This is a genomic window from Desulforadius tongensis, assembly GCF_016907915.1.
Classification (GTDB): domain Bacteria; phylum Bacillota; class Desulfotomaculia; order Desulfotomaculales; family Desulfohalotomaculaceae; genus Desulforadius; species Desulforadius tongensis.
Window position 1 is genome coordinate 46,951 of record NZ_JAFBCW010000013.1, and the last position, 18,907, is coordinate 65,857.

Sequence of the window (18,907 nt, forward strand, 5' to 3'; positions counted from 1 at the left end):
AAAATCCTATCGTGCTCCTTTTCGAACACTCGCTGGTAGTAGTTTTTGAAAGGAGGACCCTAAATTGAATTGCCCTGTATGTGGAGGTAAAGCCACTGGGAAAATTGGGGTCGAACAGTATTACTGCTGGGACTGCTGTTTGGAATATCGGAAAAGTAAAGAAGGCGTACAAATTTTTGAAGTTGACGAAGATGGTAGCCTGGTAGCTTTTGATCCCACGAATCAAGATATGTTGATGTAGTACAGCTGCAGCAGAGGGGGTGAGTGGGGGTTATGCGTGGATTTTGGCGTGGACTTGTAACCGGAAGCATTATTGGTGCCACAATGAGTATGTATATGACTCCAAATAAAAAAAGCCGCCGCAGTTTGATAGGGCCCCGTAGACGTAAACAAGCTGGTCGTATGATCAGGGGAGTTTCGAAAACAGTTCAAGAAATGATGAACTACAGGTGATTGGGAAAAAGTGAGGTAACAGGCCTCACTTTTTCTAATGGTGGTGAGTTCATGAGGGCTTGGCGGAAAGAAACATACTGCTATATATTTTATATTTTAATATTCACTGCCGGTGCAGTTTTTATCTACCTGCTGCGCGAGTTATTTGTCACATTTTTATTAACCATTGTACTGGTGTACTTATTATATCCCCTGGTAAGTTCAATGGAAGCCAGGGGTACTTCCAGGGTAATGTCGATATTAATGGCTTACCTGGCCTTAATGATTGTTGCTGCCGCAGTTTTTATGTACGGCGTGCCCAGGTTGGTCAGTCAGCTGCACGCCCTTGTGGACATGCTGCCCATCTATACTGCCCGGGTGGAGGATTTGGTGCGGGAGGTTCAAAGCAGTTATTACCGGACTGAACTTCCGGCCGGCATGCGCCAGGCTATAAACCGGCAGATTGCTGAAGTGGAACTTATGCTGCAGGGTATTTTGGAGCAAACGGTGCAGGCCATACTGAGTTTGGTGGGATACGCTTTTAATATCTTGCTGGCCCCTGTGCTGGCATTTTATATTCTAAAAGACCTGGAGCATATTAAAGCACAGGTCAAAAGGTGGTTACCGGAAAAAAAGTATGCTGATTTTTGGGTGCTGGGAAGGCAGATTAACGAGGTATTAATCAATTTTATCAGAGGTCACTTAATTCTAATGTTTGTGGTGGGCTTAATGACCGGTTTAGCGATGATGCTGTTAAAGGTTGAGTATGGTGTGATGCTGGGAATTGCCGCCGGGATAGCCGAACTGATACCCTATTTCGGCCCGATAATAGGAGCGGTACCGGCGGTAACGGTGGCCTTACTGCAGTCCAAATGGCTGGCTTTAAAGGTTATACTGGCCATATTGATTGTACAGCAGCTGGAGGGCAATGTTATTGCTCCCAAGGTACTGGGTGAGAGTGTTGGCCTGCATCCCCTGATTATTATACTGGTGCTGGTAGCAGGGGCAAAACTTTTCGGAGTGGCGGGAATGCTGCTGGCAGTGCCGGTGGCAGCGATTTTACGCATTTTATTAATTTTTGGATATAAAAAAATGGTATATTTTCTTGACAGCTGCTAATCTTGACAGGATAAGGGAATTTTCTATATAATAAGCCCAAATGACCTGCTAAAAGGCCTTTCCGCCCCGCAACGGTTTTTGGGAGGGAAGGTTTTTCTATTATACAAGAAGGAGTGGAGGTAAGAACCTTGACCGGTAGTGAAATTAGGGAAAGTTTTCTAAAGTTTTTTGAAGAGCGCGGCCATCAAATACAACCCAGCGCGTCATTAATTCCGCACAATGACCCCAGTATATTATGGACCGCGGCGGGCATGGTGCCCTTTAAGCCATTTTTTACCGGGCAGGCAACACCTGAAAACAAGCGGGTTACCACCTGTCAAAAATGCCTGCGCACACCTGATATTGAAGAAGTGGGTAAAACCGCCCGTCACCATACTTTTTTTGAAATGCTTGGTAACTTTTCCTTTGGCGACTACTTTAAGGATGATGCCATTCCCTGGGCCTGGGAGTTTGTAACGGAGGTTCTCAAGCTGCCGAAGGACAAACTTTGGATAACTATTTACAAAGATGATGATGAAGCCTTTGAAATATGGCATAAAAAAGTGGGCGTGCCGGAGGACAGAATAGTTCGGATGGGGAAAGACACCAACTTTTGGGAAATCGGTGTCGGCCCCTGCGGGCCCTGTTCTGAAATATACATAGATTTGGGCGAAGAACGGGGCTGCGGCAGGGCTGATTGTAAAGTGGGATGCGACTGCGACCGTTATTTAGAAATATGGAATCTGGTATTTATACAGTTTTTCCGGGATGAAGAAGGCAGCTATTCGCCATTAAAGAACAAGGGTATTGATACCGGCATGGGGCTGGAGCGGGTGGCTTCTGTGCTGCAAAAAGTACCTACCAACTTTGATACAGATTTACTGCGGGATATTATGGATTTTGCTTCCACCCTGGTGCAGGTAAAATACGGTGAAAGTAAAGAAACGGATTTGGCGCTGAAGGTAATTGCAGACCATGCCAGGGCTATTACCTTTGCCATCAGTGACGGTGCACTGCCGTCTAACGAAGGGCGGGGCTATGTAATTCGCCGTCTGCTGCGCCGGGCAGTGCGCTACGGCCGGGTATTGGGTATGGAAGGTACATTCTTATACCAGGTGGCCGGCGCGGTAATCAAAAAAATGTCCGATGCCTATCCGGAACTGGAACAAAAGAAAGACCATATTTTGCGCCTGATTCGCATTGAAGAGGAGCGCTTTTTGGAAACACTGGCCCAGGGTACGGAAATATTAAACCAGTTAATGAAGGAAGCAAAATCCACCGGTAAGACAGAGATTACCGGTGAAGATGCTTTCAAACTATATGACACTTACGGCTTCCCGCTGGAGTTAACCAAAGAAATAGCCGGAGAAGAGGGGCTAACCGTTGACGAAGACGGGTTTAAAAAAGCACTGGAAGAACAGCGTCAAAGGGCAAGGGAAGCCCGCCGGGAAACAGAATACCTTTCTGAACGGGGGGCAATGTACAAGGCACTGAAAGAAGAATATGGCGAAACAACTTTTGTGGGTTACGGCCAACTTAATGCCGAAGCCAACGTACTGGCAATTATTAAGGATGACCTGCAGGAACTTTCTGCCCAGGCAGGTGAAGAGGTGGAAATAATTTTAGATGTCACCCCCTGTTATGCCGAAAGCGGCGGTCAGGTTGCCGACCATGGTTATATAACTGCCAAAGATTGTAAAGTAGAGGTGTACTCGGTATATAAACCGGTGGAGAACTTTATCGTACACCGGGGTAAAGTACAGTCCGGTGTGCTGCGCCGTCACCATAGGGTGCAGGTGGAAGTTGACGGTGGGCGGCGTATGAAAACCGCTCGCAATCACTCGGCCACCCACCTGGTACATCAAGCGCTGAAGGAGGTCCTGGGTGACCACGTTAACCAGGCGGGTTCCCTGGTGGAACCGGATCGTTTGCGCTTTGACTTTACCCATTATGCCGCTTTAACAGCGGGAGAACTGCAGCGGATTGAAAAAATAGTTAACGATATGGTGCTGGCTAATTTACCGGTGGAAAGTTTTGAAACATCGCTGTCAAAAGCAAAATCAATGGGTGCAATGGCACTGTTTGGCGAGAAATACGGCCAGACTGTAAGAGTGGTAAAAATGGGTGATTTTAGTTTGGAACTGTGTGGAGGTACCCACGTTACCTCAACCTCAGAAATAGGGCTGTTTAAAATAATATCCGAAAGCAGCATCGGTTCAGGAATACGCCGTATTGAAGCGGTTACCGGCCAGGGAGTATTAAACTACCTGGAAGCTAAAGAAGAGCAGTTAAATCAAATTGCGGGGATAGTTAAAGCATCACCCCATGAGGCGGTAAAGAAAGTACAGTCACTGCAGAATAGAATAAAAGAACTGGAACATGAATTGGAAACGTTAAGAAATAAACTGTCCAAGCAGGAGGCTGCCGGCATTGTGGAACAGGCAAGGGAGATTAATAATATTAAAGTGCTGGCAGCAGTGGTTGATGCTCAGAATATGGACGGGCTGCGCAGTATGGTGGATATGCTGCGGGACAAGCTTGGGTCCGGCATGGTAGTGCTGGGTGCCGATACCGGGGGCAAAGCCAGCCTGGTGGCGGCAGCCACTAAGGATGTAGTAAAACAGGGCCTGCACGCCGGAAAGGTAATTAAGGAAGTGGCTCAGGTTGTAGGTGGCGGCGGCGGCGGACGCCCGGATATGGCCCAAGCCGGGGGTAAAGACCCCTCTAAGCTGCAGCAGGCGATGGAAAAAGCCTACGCCGTAATTGAGGACCAACTAAAACAATAATAAAAGGATTGGGGGTCGGCTCTTTTCCGGAGCCGGCCTCCGCTGTTATTTGGGTGTAAAGTTTTTAATATTAAAGGAAAATAGCATTGATTGGCGAATATAGAAATTAAAATGGGCAATATTACAAAAGGGAGGTTTTGCCATGGCCAGGGACTATTCTGAAGATACCGTTATGTTTAAAGTACAGGCTGAAGAGAATCAGGCTCAGGACATCCTGATGACAGTATATGCTGCCTTGAAGGAAAAGGGTTATAACCCTATTAACCAGCTTGTGGGGTATCTGTTATCCGGCGATCCCGCTTATATCACCAGCCACGGCAATGCCCGTAGCTTGATTAGACGCTTGGAAAGAGACGAATTACTGGAAGAACTGCTGCGTCATTATCTAGATAAATAATAATAATAACATAGCAATGCCTTCCTTTGCGAAAGGGAGTTTATTTTTTTATGCAATATCGTCATCTGGGTAACACAGGCTTTAAAGTTTCCCGGTTATGTTTTGGTGCCTTAACCATCGGGCCGCTGCAGGCTAACCTGCCCGTTGCACAGGGGGCCCGGGTACTGCGCAGGGCGCTGGAATATGGCGTAAACTTTATTGACACCGCGGAATACTATCAAACTTACCCGTATATCAAAGAAGCACTAAAGGGCTGGACATCCGGTGTATACATAACTACCAAAAGTTATGCTTACACCCGTGAGGGGATGCAAAAAAGTTTGCACCGTGCCCTGCAGGAACTAAACCGGGACTATATAGATATTTTTTTGCTGCATGAACAGGAGTCAATATTAACAATAAAGGGCCACTGGGAGGCAATGGAATACCTGCTGCAGGCCAAGCAGGCCGGTAAAGTAAGGGCTGTAGGTATTTCCACCCACTGTGTGGCTGGGGTAACCGCAGCAGCAAGCATACCGGAAATAGACGTCATTCACCCGTTAATTAATATTGATGGTATTGGCATTCAGGATGGAACGGCTGCGGACATGTTAGAAGCCATTAAATCTGCCGCCAGGGCGGGTAAAGGACTGTACGGCATGAAAGCCCTGGGAGGCGGTAACCTGTTGGCCAGTTATGACCGGGCGATACAGTATGTACTGGGCATAGATGAGCTGTCTGCAGTGGCCGTTGGGATGCAGACAATAGAAGAAGTGGAATACAACGTGCGGGTTTTTAATGGTGAAGAAATACCCGCCGCCCTGCAGTCCAGGGTAAGGCGTAAGCCGCGCCAATTACACATTGAAGAATGGTGCCGGGGATGCGGCGCCTGTGTTGAACGCTGTCAGGCAGGCGCGCTGAAAGTGGTTAATAACAAAGCCGTTGTTGATAAAAAACTTTGCCGGGTATGCGGGTACTGTGGGGCGGTGTGCCCGGAATTTTGCATAAAGATTATTTAGGGGGATAAACTTGCGAGTAATGGGACTTGACGTGGGGGACAAAACTATAGGAGTGGCTGTCAGCGATTTAATGGGCTGGACGGCCCAGGGTTTAGAGGTTATACGCCGCTCCAATGAGGAAAAGGATATAAATAGATTGGCGCAGATTGTAGAGCAGTACCAGGTAGAGAAAATAGTGGTGGGATTACCCAAAAATATGAATGGCACCATAGGCCCCCAGGGAGAAAAGGTACAGCGGTTTTCTGAAAAAATCAAGAATGTACTGAAGCTGCCGGTGGAGTTTTGGGATGAGCGTTTAACCACTGTGGCGGCGGAAAGAATGCTGATAGAAGCAGATGTCAGCAGAAGTAAGAGAAAAAAAGTAATAGATAAAATGGCCGCTGTTTTGATACTGCAGGGATATTTAGATAGTGTTTAAAAATGTCAAATTATGATTAAATTACTTGACAATTGGTTATATTTGGTATAAAATGCAATTAATTTAAACAATGAGGTGATACGTTTTGCCAGAACATGATGAAGTAATTACATTAGTAGATGAAGAAAATCAGGAACATGATTTTACCGTAGTAGACGTGCTGGAAGTAGAAGGTTCCGAGTATGCCATTTTACTTCCCGTCCAAGAAGATACTGACGAGGCAATTATTTTAAAATTTGCTAAAGATGAAGACGGCAATGATCTCTTAGTAGATATTGAGGAAGACGAAGAATGGGAAAAAGTGGCTGATGCCTGGGAAGAGTTAGTGATGAAGGAAGGAGAAGAAAGCTAGCAGTATAGCGTTAAATAATGGATTTCATATCGGGGCGCTGGTAAGCGCCCCTTTTTATGTTTAGAAAAAGATACCGGCTTTAATCTGCAGTGCTGACATATTAGGGGCCATTTTCACTTATAAATAAAATATAATTACTCCTGCGGGGAAGGAGTTACGTTAATGGCTGTTAAAAAAACTGCCCCGTGGCTGCTTTTACTGCTGCTCATCGCCGCTGCAGGTTACCGGGCCGGAGTAAAATATGTCTGGGCTCCCGGTGATATAGCAGCCGGGATAAGGGTTAAGGATGTAAGCATAGGAGGTATGAATAAACAGCAGGCCCGGGAAAAACTAATTGCACTACAAAATAAGATGATGACCATACCGGTGACCATTACATACAAAGATCAATGCTGGCCGCTGCCCCTAAGAGAGGTGGGGCTTAAAATAGATACCGAAGAAACATTACGCCGGGCCATGAATATAGGTCACCGGGGCTCATTTATTGAATGTATGCGGCTGAGACATCGTATCAGAAAAGAAGGTTATGTTTTGGCCCCTGTGCTGACGGTGGACTTAAAATCCTTGACTGCTGTGGTAGAACGGTTGGCCGGTCATTTAAATGTACCGGCTAAAAGTGCTGCCTTTGCAATAGATGATAATGACCGGGTAATAATAACTCCTTCTCAAAACGGGCAGTGCATTGACATGAAACAGTTAAAGTTGAAGTTAGAACAGGAACTGCTGGTGAAAGAGCAGATCAACCTGCCCCTTACTATAAGGGAGGTTGCACCGGAATATACCACTGAAGACATTCAGGAAATGGGCATCACAGGACTGCTCTCCAGCTACACCACCGCTTTTGACCCGGCGCTTGTTAACCGTGCCTATAATATCCGGGTGGCGGCAAATGCTTTGGATGGCCTGTTAGTGGTACCGGGGGAAGAAGTGTCTTTCAATGAAGTGGTGGGGCCCCGCAGTTCCGAAGCCGGGTATAAAGAAGCGGGGGTAATTGTTGATAATGAAATGGTTAAAGGTTTAGGGGGCGGTGTCTGCCAGGTATCCACTACCCTTTACAATGCGGTTTTGCTGGCTGATATTGAAGTGGTGGAACGGAAGAACCACTCCTTACCGGTTTCTTATGTACCCATTGGGCGGGACGCCACAGTGGTTTATGGAGCGGTGGACCTTAAATTTCAAAACAACACCGGGCGCTGTTTATACTTCAAGACTGAGGTGAGCAGCGGGCAGATAACAGTAAAAATATTTGGCGATGTAAGCAGGAAAAAGAAAGTGGTAGTTAATAGCTGGATTGAAAAAGAATTAGAGCCAAGGGTTACCTATGAAGAAGATGAAAATTTGAAAAAGGGCCAAGAGGTGGTAAAACAAGAGGGCAGTAAAGGGTATATTGCCCGTACCGAGAGATTGGTGATAGAAAACGGACGGGTGATAAGGCGGGATGAACTTCCTGCCAGCCGTTACAATCCGGTGGATAAAATTATTGCGGTGGGTACAGCGGAACGAGAACCGGTTGTTACACCACCGGCTGAAATGGTGATAAATAAAAAACATTAACATTAAGTAAAAAAGAACCGGTTAAATAACCGGTTCTTTTTCACCATTTGGGCCAAACGCACCTTTTTCTATATTGTCCAAGTGCTCATACATGGCTTTTTGAGCTTTGGCAAAGTCTTTTTCTTTAATGGCTTTATATATTACCCAGTGCTGTTCCAAAAGTTTGCTGGGCAGTGCCGGATCACGGTAAAGTTTAGAACGCGCTTTACGCATTATATGATTCATGGCATCGGAAATTGTAGTCATCAACCTCAATACCATGGCATTACCGGAAGCCTTAGCAACTAAATAGTGAAACAGCAGGTCTGCTTGTTCACCGAGATTGCCTTCTTCTATATCCCGTTCCATCTGCTGCAGTGCCCGTTTCATAGAGTAAAGATCCTTTTCCGTGCGCCGCTTGGCAGCTAAGCCGGCACATTCCACCTCTAAAATCTTTCTTAACTCCATTAACTCCCGGGCAGTTTCCTTACCGGCATTGAGCACTAAGGTTAAAGCATCAATAATGAAATCAGCACTGGCTTCCCGGATGTAGGTGCCCTCACCGGGCCTGATCTCGATGATTTTCATAGCTTCCAAAGCTCTAAAAGCCTCACGCACTGCGGAACGACCAACCTGCATCTTTTCGGCCAGTTCACGCTCGGACATTAATTTATCTCCGGGTTTTAACTTGCCGTCTGCAATTAAAGCTTTTATTTGTTCCACAATTTCTTCGTATATTTTTTTGGTGCGAATGGGTTTAAAATCCATGAAAACACCCTCTGTCTCTCTTTTATTACAACATTAATATTTTATAATAATTTAACAAAAAACTCAAGGTAACTTACTGATTAGTCAGGTAATCGTTCTGCCAGCAGTTCAACAACATGTTTAGTTTTAATGTTTGAGTTTCTCTTGTCTAAGCCGCCGCCAATTTGCATCATGCAGCCTGGGCAGGCGGTGCATAAAATATCGGCACCTGTGCTGCTGATGTCATCCAGTTTGGCCTCCAATATCGGCTGTGAAAGTTCCGGGTAGCGGATGGAGTATGATCCCCCGAATCCACAGCAGCGATCCGGCCACTGCATTTCTTTTAATTCCAGCCCGGCTTCAGAGATAAGTTTACGGGGCTCTTCGTATATACCCAAGTTGCGGCGCATATGACAAGAATCATGGTAAGTTACGCTTTCCTTACCCAGCGGTTTTAATCCCAATTGTTTACCATTGTCTGTTTGCTTGGCCACAAAGTGGATAAAGTCGTATACTTTAGCGGCAAAATCTTCAGCCCGTTTTGCCCATGCCGGATCATCCTTTAACAGCTCAACAAATTCTTTTTTCAGTGATGCGGTACAGGTTGGGCATACGGTAACAATATAATCTACGCCTGCTTTTTCGAAAGCTTCAATGTTTTGCTTGGCCATACGCCTGTGGGCTTCCGTGGCTCCCAGGTGACCGGCAGGGACACCGCAGCATGCCTGCTCCAGCGGGTATACCATTTCCATATTCATGTTATTCAGCACCTTATTTGCCGCCTTGCCCAGTTCCGGGTAAACAAAGTCAACTAAGCACCCACCGAAGAAGCCAACTTTAGCCTTAGGCTGCTTGGGTTTAGACAGCCTGTAAAGTTGATCCCGGAAGGGCTGGTCAGCCAGGGCGGGTAAACTGCGGCCTTCGGTCAGCCCGGCTAAGAATAAAGGCAGGTGCCTGATCTTGTTATCACTGACAAAGGGCTTTTGGGTTTTGCTGCCAATCTTCAGCATACTGTGGAACAGCTTGCGGTTGGGCAGCACTGTGTTCAACAGGAATTTCTGACTGGCGGGCATGCCCTTTTTAGCTGTCACTCTGTTGCGCAGTTCCAGTATCAGTTTTGGAATATCAATTTTACCGGGGCAGACTTCTTTACAGCGTTCGCAGCCGAGGCACAGGTTTTGCAGTTCTCCGGCATCGTCAAAATCATTAAAGAATGCTGTTAAAATAGTTCCAATGCCACCGGTGTAAACACTGCCGTACACGTGGCCGCCAACCAGTGCGAAAATGGGGCACACGTTTAAGCAGGAAGCACAGCGTATACACTGCAGCGCCTGACTAAACAGCGGATCTTCTTTCATTTTGGTACGGCCGTTATCCATCAGTACAATATGCATTTCTTTCGGCCCGATGGTACCGTCCGGCAGGTTTGACGGGGTGGGACCGGTGATCATTGTTACATAACTGGTTAAATGCTGACCGGTGGCACTGCGGGGCAGGCACTCCAGTACGGCACCTACATCAGTGAATTTTTCCACCAGTTTTTCCATACCTACCAGTGCCACGTGTACCGGAGGCAGGGTGGTTGTTAAGCGGGCATTACCTTCATTGGTAACAATTACAATGGTGCCGGTTTCAGCCACAGCTGCGTTGGCGCCGGAGATACCCATACCGGCCTTTAAGAACTTTTCACGCAGTTCTTGCCTGGCCACCTGTACCAGCAGGGGAATGTCGTCACTTAAATTTTGGTTGGTTTCTTTAGAGAAATATTCAGAAACTTCTTGCCTGGTCATGTGGATTGCTGGCATGACCATATGAGAGGGACGCTGGCCGGCCAATTGAATAATCCATTCCCCCAGGTCTGTTTCCGCTGCTGTTATGCCGTGTTCTGCAAGATAGTGGTTTAAATGTATTTCTTCTGAAGCCATGGATTTTGACTTAACAACTAATTCCACTTGATTGGCCAGTGCCACATCCAGGATGTATTTTTTAGCTTCTTCTGCGGTTCTGGCGATGAATACTTTAGCACCCCTGGCTTCAGCATTTTTCTTAAACTGTTGAGCCAGTTCCTCCATCCTTTGAGCAGAACTGCCTTTGCGGTCAGCAATTGTTTGGCGCAGTTTTTCAAAATCCCGACCCTGGTAGGCCTTGGCCCTGGCTCCCAAATAAGCATCGGCAAAACGTCCTAACGCGCCTCTTAAATTTTGGTCATTTAATGCAGAATGAATTTTTGCTCTCATATTTTTGCAGTTACTCATGGGAGACACCTCCTGGATTATCAACAAAAATTATCTTCAGTTCTGCCGGCCCGTGTACGCCGATGGTGAGCACTCGCTCAATATCTGCAGTACGGCTGGGGCCGGTGATAAAGGCCATATATCCAGGGATATGATCCTTGTTGGCGTCAATTTTGGCTATTGCATCCGCCAGTGTCGGCACCAGGGATTCGGTTTTTACAAGGGCAACATGTGTATGGGGCAGCATGGATACCAAACGCTTGTTTAAGTCTGTACAATCCTGCTGCAGGCTGCCAATTTCAGCCACTGCCATATCCAGCTCGGAAAGCCCAATACATGCTTCTTCAGCATGTTTGCGCAGGTCTTCTGTTTTTACCTCTGCTTTTAAAGCGGCGTTTTCCAGGCACTTATCGACCATTGGAGAAGAGGCGGCGGCGATTTTTTTAGCGCCGCCTTCTTCTGCCAAGGTTGATAAGAGTGCACCGGCTTCTTTTAAATCTTTAACCCGGTATACTTGAGCAGAAACTGCTTCAGCAGCTGCTTTAAACTGTTCATAAAGTTTTTCCAAGTCTGCCACTCTTATCCCTTCTTTCTTTAAGTTATATTATTTTAATAAGCCTTTGCTAAAAGCTCTACTGTATGAATTACCTCTTGTGATAAATTCTCCTGGGCAATGCCGTCAGTTAACTGCATCCGGCAGGAACCGCAGCCGGTAATCAGCAGGTCGGCACCCGTTGATTTCACATCTGCCAGTTTGTGCTTCAGCACCCGGTAAGACAAGTCGTAATGGGTTAAACTAAAGGAACCGGCACCACCGCAGCAGCGATCGGGCTGCTTCAGTGGGATGTATTTAATGCCCGGGATGGATTTAATTAGTTCAATCTGCTGCTGATGGGCGTTCATGCCGCGGCCGATGTGACAGGGCACATGATAAGTTACCGTTTTATTAACCGGCTTTAAAACATCCCTGTCTATTGGCAGAATGTCCACCAGGAATTGGGCGAAGTCATAGGTTTTTTCCGCCAGCTTATTAGCTTTTGCACTGTATTCAGCGTCATCCTTGAGCAGTTCAGGATAGTGCTTGCTGAATGATTCGCCGCAGGTGCCGCAGACGGTTATGATGGCGTCTACATCCAGCTTACTGAAAATATCCACATGGGATTTAGCCATTTGTGCGGCAGTATTTACATCCCCGTGTAATAACACAGGTACGCCGCAGCAGTGCTGGTCCTTGGGCACAACCACTTCCACATTATTGCGCTGCATAACCTTCAGCAAAGCCTCTCCAACCTGCGGATAAAGAAAGTTAGTGGTACACCCGGTAAAAAAGGCCACCTTCTTTTTGGGATTGTCAACTTTATTTTCTTCCGCGGCGGTGGAGAGGAAAGATCTATCTGCCAGCTTGGGCAGCACCCGGCGCAGCTGTAAACCGCTGACCGGATAACGGGGGCTCATTCCCTTTTCGGTGGGCTTTAAAAATAACCCCTGGGTTTTGGAACCGATGGCCATCCCGGTTTTAAACAAAGAAGGTTTAGATAACCCTTTAAAAATTAAATCCTTTATCAGGGGTAATCCCCGTTCTTTAACCAGTTTAGCCCTGGCAGCAAGAACTATTTTATCGGGCTGAACACCGCATGGGCAGTTGGCGCTGCAGGCCTTGCAGGTGAGGCAGGTTTCGAAAATTTTGGCTAAATCCTCGGTATATTCCAGTTTGCCTTTCAACACTGCTTCGGCCAGCTTTACCTTGCCCCGGGCAACTGAACCTTCAAACTTTGTTTCCTTGTATAGGGGGCATACCGCTTGACAGTTACCGCACTTCATACATTTGATTATTTCATTTTCTATTTCCGGGTAATGCTTTAAGTAGCTCATCCCTTATGCCCCCTTAATTAGATACCATTTTGCCTGGGTTTAATATTCCTTCTGGATCCAAAGCTTTTTTGATTTTGCGCACAACATCCATGCCGCTTTGGCCCAGTTCCCAGCTCAAGAAATGTGACTTGGCCATGCCGATGCCGTGTTCCCCAGAAAGGGTACCACCTAATTCCAGTGCCTTTTTAAAGATTTCGTCAACGGCCTTGTGTACCCGCTCCATTTCTTCCTTATCCCTGGCGTCGGTAAGGATGGTGGGATGCAGGTTACCATCGCCGGCATGTCCGAAGGTGCCAATGTTAAGGTCATATTTGGCCGCGATTTTTTCTATGGCCACCAGCATTTCAGTGATTTTACTGCGCGGTACGGTGGCGTCCTCCAGCACTGTGGTGGGTTTGAGCTGGGCCAAAGCGGGCAGTGCGGCCCGTCTTGCCGCCCACAGGCTTTCCCGTTCTTTATCGTCTTTAGCCTTTTTAATTTTACCGTTGTTTTCTTTGACTACATTAACTACCTTTTCAGCTTCTTTTTCCACAACCTCGGGAATGCCGTCCACTTCAATTAGCAAAATAGCACGTACATCGGTGGGCAGGCCTACCTGGGCAAAATTCTCCACTGTGCGTATGGTAGCCTGGTCCATTATTTCCAGTGTAGCAGGAATAACCTTATTGGCGATAATACCTTTAATGGCGTTGCCCGCATCCTCCAGCCTATCAAAGGTGGCCAGCATAGATGCACGGGCTTCAGGGGCAGGGATTAATTTAACAGTGATCTCTGTAATTATACCCAGTGTTCCTTCGGCACCGGTAAATAGCTTAACCAGGTCGTAGGCAGTAACATTTTTCACCGTTTTGCCGCCGAAGCGGGCCACCTGGCCGTCGGCCAGCACCACTTTCAAACCCATTACATAGTGCTTGGTTACACCGTACTTCAAACCGCGCAGGCCGCCGGAACACTCGGAAACACTGCCGCCCATGGTGGCGGTGGCAACTGTGCCGGGGTCCGGGGGATAAATTAATCCGTGGGGGGCCACCGCGTTGTTTAAATCTTGAATAATAACCCCCGGTTGTACAACTGCAGCCAGATTGTCAGCATCAACTTCAAGGATTTTATTCATTTTTAAGGTTGAAAGCACAATTCCCCCATGTAAGGGAATGGTTCCTCCGCTGAGGTTTGTGCCGGAGCCCCGGGGATAAATGGGCGTTTTATATTCCCGGGCAATATTAACTACTTTAACTACGTCTTCGGTACAGGTGGGGGTGACTACCACGTCCGGCAGCGGGTTTGGCATATCAGGGGTAGCGTCAAAAGAGTAACAAACCAAATCTTCGTGTTTAGTAATTACATTTTCCCTACCCAGTGCATGTTCCAGCGCTTGTATGGCCTGTTGTTTGGACATCTGCCCTTCCTCCTCTTGTGGGTGCTCTAATATTTATTTGGCGGTTATATTTCGTCCCTAAGCCCCGAGCGGTAACTGCCAGGGCTTAGGGATGATTTAATTGCTCAGCCTGCCTTTTAAAAACTACAGTATGGTCTTAACGGCAAATCCACCGTAAATGATAACTAAGGCCAGCAAACCTACCGCAACAGCATAAAGTGCTGCCGGGATAAAGTTGCGGCGGATGATTACACCTTCTACACCTGCCAGGCCAACGGTGGCACAGGCAGCAACAACGTTGTGCACGCAAACCATGTTGCCGATGGCACCACCAACGTTTTGCAGGCCGAGGATTATCATGCCGGGTAAGGCCAGTTGATTAGCCACTTCATACTGGAATGAAGCGAACAGAATATTGGACACGGTGTTTGAACCGGACATAAAGGCGCCAAGGATGCCTACAAAGGGTGATACAATGGGCCAAGCGCTGCCCACGATTGCTGCGGTAGCCTTGGACATGGTGATCATCATACCGTCAATACCGTTGGTGTTAACAGCGGATTGAACCATCACCTGAACCATGGCTACAGCGAAGAGCAGGGCAATGGTGGCGCCGGTTAACTGCTTAAAGGTACCCACCCAGGCTTCTTTAACTTTTTCCCCCGGCATTTTGTGCAGAAAGATGGTAATAATGGCTACCAGGGTAAATGGTATGGTGCCCGGCAGATACAGGAACGGTAAGCTGTAGTCAATACCGGAACCCATAATGTTTGTCCAAGTGATTTTCTGGGCTGCTAAAATACCTTTTAATCCCAGGCTTGGAACACGAGTTATAACCAGTAATACAGCAATCAATACATAAGGAGTCCAGGCCAACCACAGAGGCATGCTGCTTTCTTCATCTTTTTCTGCTTCTACACTACCAGACCAGTTGCTTTCCCACTGTGATTTTTCAGGAAACTCCCAGGTATCCTTTGGTACCAGGAAGCCATTTTTAGCGGCCATTAAAACGATGGGCAGGCCGATTAACGCGCCAACCAGTGCTGGAAACTCAGGTCCCAGCAGCAGAGCGGTGAGCGTATAAGGAATGGTAAAGGCAAAACCGGAAAAGATGGCAAAAGGAGCGGCAGCCAAACCGTACTTAATTCCACGCTTTTCTTTGGGTCCAAAGAATGCAGTCAGCATGCACAGTGCCAAAAGCGGCAGGAATGAACCAACAATGGCGTGGGGAATGGCACTCCAAACACCTGCTTCTTGCAGGAACTGCAGCCAAGCGCCTTCACCTAATTTTTCTAAAACTGTTGCTTTCATTGCAGAACCAATACCGCCGATAACCGGGGTACCAACAGCACCGAAACTAACGGAAGTGCTGTCAAATACCAGAGCAATCATGGCAGCAGCCAGCGGTGGGAAACCCAAACCTACCATCAGCGGGCCGGCCAATGCCGCCGGGGTACCAAAACCAGCAGCACCCTCAATGAAGGAACCAAACATCCAGCCAACAATGATGGCTTGAATCCGGCGGTCCGGTGAAATACCGTAAAAACCGCGGTTAATGGAGGCCATGGCACCACTTTTTTTCATGGTATTGAGGATTAAAATGGCACCAAAAATGATAATCAGAATATTAAAGGCAGATAAGAAACCAAAGGTGGTGGAAGCAATAACGCGCTTCAGTTCTACGCCCCACACTGAGTAAGCGATAATTGCAGCGATGATCCAGGAAAAGGGCATCACTTTTTTAGCCGGCCAGGAAAAGACGGTCATCATTACAATGGTAAACAAGATGGGCGCAAAGGCTATTAACGCCATAAGGTAAAGATTTTCCATAGCTAGTCCTCCTTGTCATTGATGCTAATAGGATGCTAAATAATTAGCTAATCTAATAATTGATAGAGTAAAATGAAGCTGTAAATTCTTGCCGACTACAAAAAATTACTAGAATCTTTAATAAGTTCATTAATAAGGCTATTTTTAGATTACACTATCAATTATCAAAATTTCAAATTGACAAACAATTTTTTGCACAACATTCCCCGTCTTCAAGCTCTTTACTCCACTTATTTATAAATAATTTTATCTGATATGGCACTTAATGAACTGGTTCCGGTTAAAATCATTGCCTGCTTCAGCTCATTGGTGTATTGATCAATAATTAACTTCACACCTTCGGCTCCGCCGCCAAAGGCACCTACCACCAGCGGGCGTCCCACCAGAACGGCATCTGCGCCTAAAGCCAGCAGCTTGATTACATCCACACCGGAACGAACACCGCCATCAGCCAGGATGGTCAGCTTGTCTCCAACTGCCTTGACAATAGCAGGCAGTACCTCTGCGGCACCGGGAGTGTGATCCAGAATACGGCCTCCGTGGTTTGAAACGACAATTGCAGCACAACCGGCTTCAGCAGCTATTTCTGCTTCATCCACTGTCATAATACCTTTTAAAATAAATGGCAGCTCGGTTGCTGAAACCAGCTCCCGTATTTCTTCTTTGGTTTTAGGACCCACCGGCTGACCTTTTAAAGCCATGGTAACCAAACCTGCACCGTCAATATCCACTCCTACAGCTGCTGCACCGGCCTTTTCTGCAGTGCGAATGCGATTAATAATTTCCTGCTGGGCCCTGGGCTTAATAATGGGAATTCCCCAACCCCTTTCTGCAGCAACTGCTTCAATGCCGGAATCATACATGGCTGGATCGGCGCCGTCACCGGTCAGGCCAATGGAACCTGCCCTGTGACTGCCGGATACTATCATGCTGATAAATTCCTTTTCGCTGAGGGCCCCTCCCATGTTGTATGTTGTTCCGGTCATTGGTGCGGCCAAAACTGGAGTGTCCAAATCCATACCAAAGAGCCTGCAGGTTGTATTTACTTCTTTGGCGTTGTGAATGGTGCGCATGTTAAGGCGATACCTGCTTAAAGCTTCTAAATTGGCTCTAAAAGCGGTACCGGTGCCGGTTCCCCCCATACCCGGAACCTCGCCGGCACATGCACGGCCATCACAAACAGGACACACTCTGCAGTAGCCTTTAAGTTTTTTTCTGGCTTCCTCTCGAATTGATTTTAAGTCCACTGGATGTCACCTCCTTTACTGTTTTACTGTTTAAGTGGCAATGTGGTATGACCAACATACTGCATAAAAATATTCAATAAATTTAGCAAAATTCCTGCTAAAAAGTAAATTTAATTTTAAAATTTTTGTTAAGAAATGTAATTTACTGAAGCAATAAAATTATTTGCTGAGGCATGAAATTACCGCCTGCTTTTCATTTTCCGGTGGTGCCATTGATAGCATGTATAAAGGTTTATTCCGAAAAAAGATCTGTACTTAAATAGCGCTCGCCGGTATCAACTAAAAGGGTCAATACTTTTTTACCTGCTCCCAGTTGTTTGCCCACCTGGCATGCAGCCCATACTGCGGCACCGCTGGATATACCCACCAGCAGACCTTCTTCCCTGGCCAGTTTTCGTGCTGTATAAATGGCGTCTTCGTCTGATACTGAAATAGGTGCATCCAGTATATCCAAGTCCAAATTTTTAGGAACAAATCCATCTCCAATGCCCTGTATTTTATGCTCACCGGGGGAATGGCCCGCTATTACAGCGGAATTGGCGGGTTCCACCGCATATACTTTCATTTTGGGAAAATGTTTTTTTAATATTCCGGCCACACCGGAAATCGTACCCCCTGTGCCCACCCCGGCAACAAAAGCATCTATGGGACCATCCAATTGGTCTAAAATTTCCATGGCAGTGGTTTGCTGATGGAACAGGGGGTTGGCGGCATTTTCAAATTGATTGGGCATCCACGCGTTTGGTATGGATTTTGCGATTTCCTGGGCTTTTTTTATGGCGCCGTTAACATCTTCAGCTGCCGGTGTTAAAACCACTTCTGCACCATAGGCCTGAATCAGCTTGCGCCGTTCAATACTCATAGTTTCCGGCATTACAATAATTGTACGGTAACCCCGAACAGCGCCAACCATAGCTAAAGCAATCCCCTGGTTGCCGCTGGTGGGTTCAACTATTACCGATTTGGAATTAATTATTCCCTTTCTTTCTGCGTCTAAAATCATTCCCAGTGCAGTGCGTGCTTTTGCGCTTCCGCTGGGATTTAAAAATTCCACTTTGGCCAAAATACTGGCAGGGCAGTCCTCCACCACCCGGCTGAGTCTTATCATAGGGGTGCCGCCAACGGCTTCTAATATATTACTAAGAATTTTAGACGATTTATAACATTTATCCTTTGTATTATTAGACAATTTATAACACCTGTCCTTTGTATTATTTTTTTCTTCTATAATTATTTCTTCGTATATTATCTAAAATGTTAGCTAAAGTGAAACTGCTATTATATTAATACATAAAAGCAGCATTATCCATAGCCCGGCGAAATTTTCCCCTTGGGGAATTTACACATAAAAATGGTCTTGACGATATTTAAATAAAGTGCTAATATTACTATTGTCGCTGCGGCAGGCAGCAAAAATTGGTTCTTGAAAAGTTTTAAAGTCTGTTGTATACTAACCAAGTGCCGCGGAAATGATAAAAACGGTAGCCGGCGGTACTGGCAGCGATCCTTGAAAACTAAACAGTGAGAGATGGATGTCAAGGGCGATAAAGCCAATGGATATTTTATATTGAACAGGAGAGCTGGAAGA

15 protein-coding genes are annotated in these 18,907 nt (G+C 46.6%); 7 read left to right on the forward strand and 8 right to left on the reverse strand.

All coding sequences use genetic code 11. The features are described 5' to 3' along the window. Positions 1-504 precede the first annotated feature (504 nt). From JOC37_RS06900 to JOC37_RS06930, 7 genes are all read left to right on the forward strand, one after another. Positions 505-1,551 carry an AI-2E family transporter gene (locus JOC37_RS06900; RefSeq protein WP_204617418.1) on the forward strand — a complete coding sequence of 349 codons (1,047 nt, stop codon included), beginning with the start codon at positions 505-507 and terminating at the stop codon, positions 1,549-1,551. Positions 1,552-1,679: 128 nt separating this feature from the next. Next, a complete protein-coding gene (alaS, locus tag JOC37_RS06905; RefSeq protein ID WP_204617419.1) occupies positions 1,680-4,316 on the forward strand; it encodes an alanine--tRNA ligase in 2,637 nt (878 codons plus the stop codon). Between the two features lie 142 nt (positions 4,317-4,458). After that, on the forward strand, positions 4,459-4,713 hold the full coding sequence (locus tag JOC37_RS06910; RefSeq protein ID WP_204617420.1) for an IreB family regulatory phosphoprotein: 255 nt from the start codon (positions 4,459-4,461) through the stop codon (positions 4,711-4,713). Between the two features lie 50 nt (positions 4,714-4,763). Continuing rightward, on the forward strand, positions 4,764-5,711 hold the full coding sequence (locus JOC37_RS06915) for an aldo/keto reductase (RefSeq protein ID WP_204617421.1): 948 nt from the start codon (positions 4,764-4,766) through the stop codon (positions 5,709-5,711). A 10-nt stretch (positions 5,712-5,721) separates the two neighbouring features. Then, positions 5,722-6,129, forward strand: coding sequence for a Holliday junction resolvase RuvX (gene ruvX / locus JOC37_RS06920; protein ID WP_238480804.1), 408 nt, complete (start codon positions 5,722-5,724; stop codon positions 6,127-6,129). Between the two features lie 85 nt (positions 6,130-6,214). Next, positions 6,215-6,481, forward strand: coding sequence for a DUF1292 domain-containing protein (locus JOC37_RS06925; protein ID WP_204617423.1), 267 nt, complete (start codon positions 6,215-6,217; stop codon positions 6,479-6,481). 162 nt (positions 6,482-6,643) lie between these two features. Beyond that, entirely contained in the window at positions 6,644-8,035 is a 1,392-nt protein-coding gene (locus tag JOC37_RS06930) for a VanW family protein (protein WP_204617425.1), read from the forward strand. 21 nt (positions 8,036-8,056) lie between these two features. Here the strand turns inward: JOC37_RS06930 and JOC37_RS06935 are convergent, their stop codons facing one another. The 8 genes from JOC37_RS06935 to cysK form a co-directional block, all read right to left on the reverse strand. Then, complete coding sequence (locus JOC37_RS06935) at positions 8,057-8,782, reverse strand: FadR/GntR family transcriptional regulator (RefSeq protein WP_204617427.1); 726 nt, start codon at positions 8,780-8,782, stop codon at positions 8,057-8,059. An 80-nt stretch (positions 8,783-8,862) separates the two neighbouring features. Then, on the reverse strand, positions 8,863-11,016 hold the full coding sequence (gene ldhH / locus JOC37_RS06940) for an L-lactate dehydrogenase (quinone) large subunit LdhH (RefSeq protein WP_204617429.1): 2,154 nt from the start codon (positions 11,014-11,016) through the stop codon (positions 8,863-8,865). Then, positions 11,009-11,572, reverse strand: a complete 564-nt coding sequence (locus JOC37_RS06945) for a LutC/YkgG family protein (protein ID WP_338017356.1) — start codon at positions 11,570-11,572, stop codon at positions 11,009-11,011. The genes ldhH and JOC37_RS06945 overlap by 8 nt, the downstream gene beginning before the upstream one ends. Positions 11,573-11,604: 32 nt before the next feature. After that, positions 11,605-12,867, reverse strand: coding sequence for a (Fe-S)-binding protein (locus tag JOC37_RS06950; protein ID WP_204617431.1), 1,263 nt, complete (start codon positions 12,865-12,867; stop codon positions 11,605-11,607). A 13-nt stretch (positions 12,868-12,880) separates the two neighbouring features. Then, positions 12,881-14,263, reverse strand: coding sequence for an FAD-binding oxidoreductase (locus tag JOC37_RS06955; RefSeq protein ID WP_204617432.1), 1,383 nt, complete (start codon positions 14,261-14,263; stop codon positions 12,881-12,883). Positions 14,264-14,386: 123 nt separating this feature from the next. Further along, positions 14,387-16,072 carry an L-lactate permease gene (locus JOC37_RS06960; protein ID WP_204617434.1) on the reverse strand — a complete coding sequence of 562 codons (1,686 nt, stop codon included), beginning with the start codon at positions 16,070-16,072 and terminating at the stop codon, positions 14,387-14,389. Positions 16,073-16,302: 230 nt separating this feature from the next. Further along, complete coding sequence (locus tag JOC37_RS06965; RefSeq protein WP_204617436.1) at positions 16,303-17,319, reverse strand: alpha-hydroxy-acid oxidizing protein; 1,017 nt, start codon at positions 17,317-17,319, stop codon at positions 16,303-16,305. A 232-nt stretch (positions 17,320-17,551) separates the two neighbouring features. After that, entirely contained in the window at positions 17,552-18,508 is a 957-nt protein-coding gene (gene cysK / locus JOC37_RS06970) for a cysteine synthase A (RefSeq protein WP_274380930.1), read from the reverse strand. Positions 18,509-18,907: the final 399 nt, after the last annotated feature.

Excerpts from the sequence above, each read along its gene's own strand:
- JOC37_RS06930 (WP_204617425.1), top strand. The coding sequence starts at position 6,644 with ATGGCTGTTAAAAAAACTGCCCCGTGGCTGCTTTTACTGCTGCTCATC.
- JOC37_RS06960 (WP_204617434.1), bottom strand. The coding sequence starts at position 16,072 with ATGGAAAATCTTTACCTTATGGCGTTAATAGCCTTTGCGCCCATCTTG.
- JOC37_RS06955 (WP_204617432.1), bottom strand. The coding sequence starts at position 14,263 with ATGTCCAAACAACAGGCCATACAAGCGCTGGAACATGCACTGGGTAGG.
- JOC37_RS06915 (WP_204617421.1), top strand. The coding sequence starts at position 4,764 with ATGCAATATCGTCATCTGGGTAACACAGGCTTTAAAGTTTCCCGGTTA.
- ldhH (WP_204617429.1), bottom strand. The coding sequence starts at position 11,016 with ATGAGTAACTGCAAAAATATGAGAGCAAAAATTCATTCTGCATTAAAT.
- JOC37_RS06900 (WP_204617418.1), top strand. The coding sequence starts at position 505 with ATGAGGGCTTGGCGGAAAGAAACATACTGCTATATATTTTATATTTTA.
- JOC37_RS06910 (WP_204617420.1), top strand. The coding sequence starts at position 4,459 with ATGGCCAGGGACTATTCTGAAGATACCGTTATGTTTAAAGTACAGGCT.
- JOC37_RS06950 (WP_204617431.1), bottom strand. The coding sequence starts at position 12,867 with ATGAGCTACTTAAAGCATTACCCGGAAATAGAAAATGAAATAATCAAA.
- JOC37_RS06935 (WP_204617427.1), bottom strand. The coding sequence starts at position 8,782 with ATGGATTTTAAACCCATTCGCACCAAAAAAATATACGAAGAAATTGTG.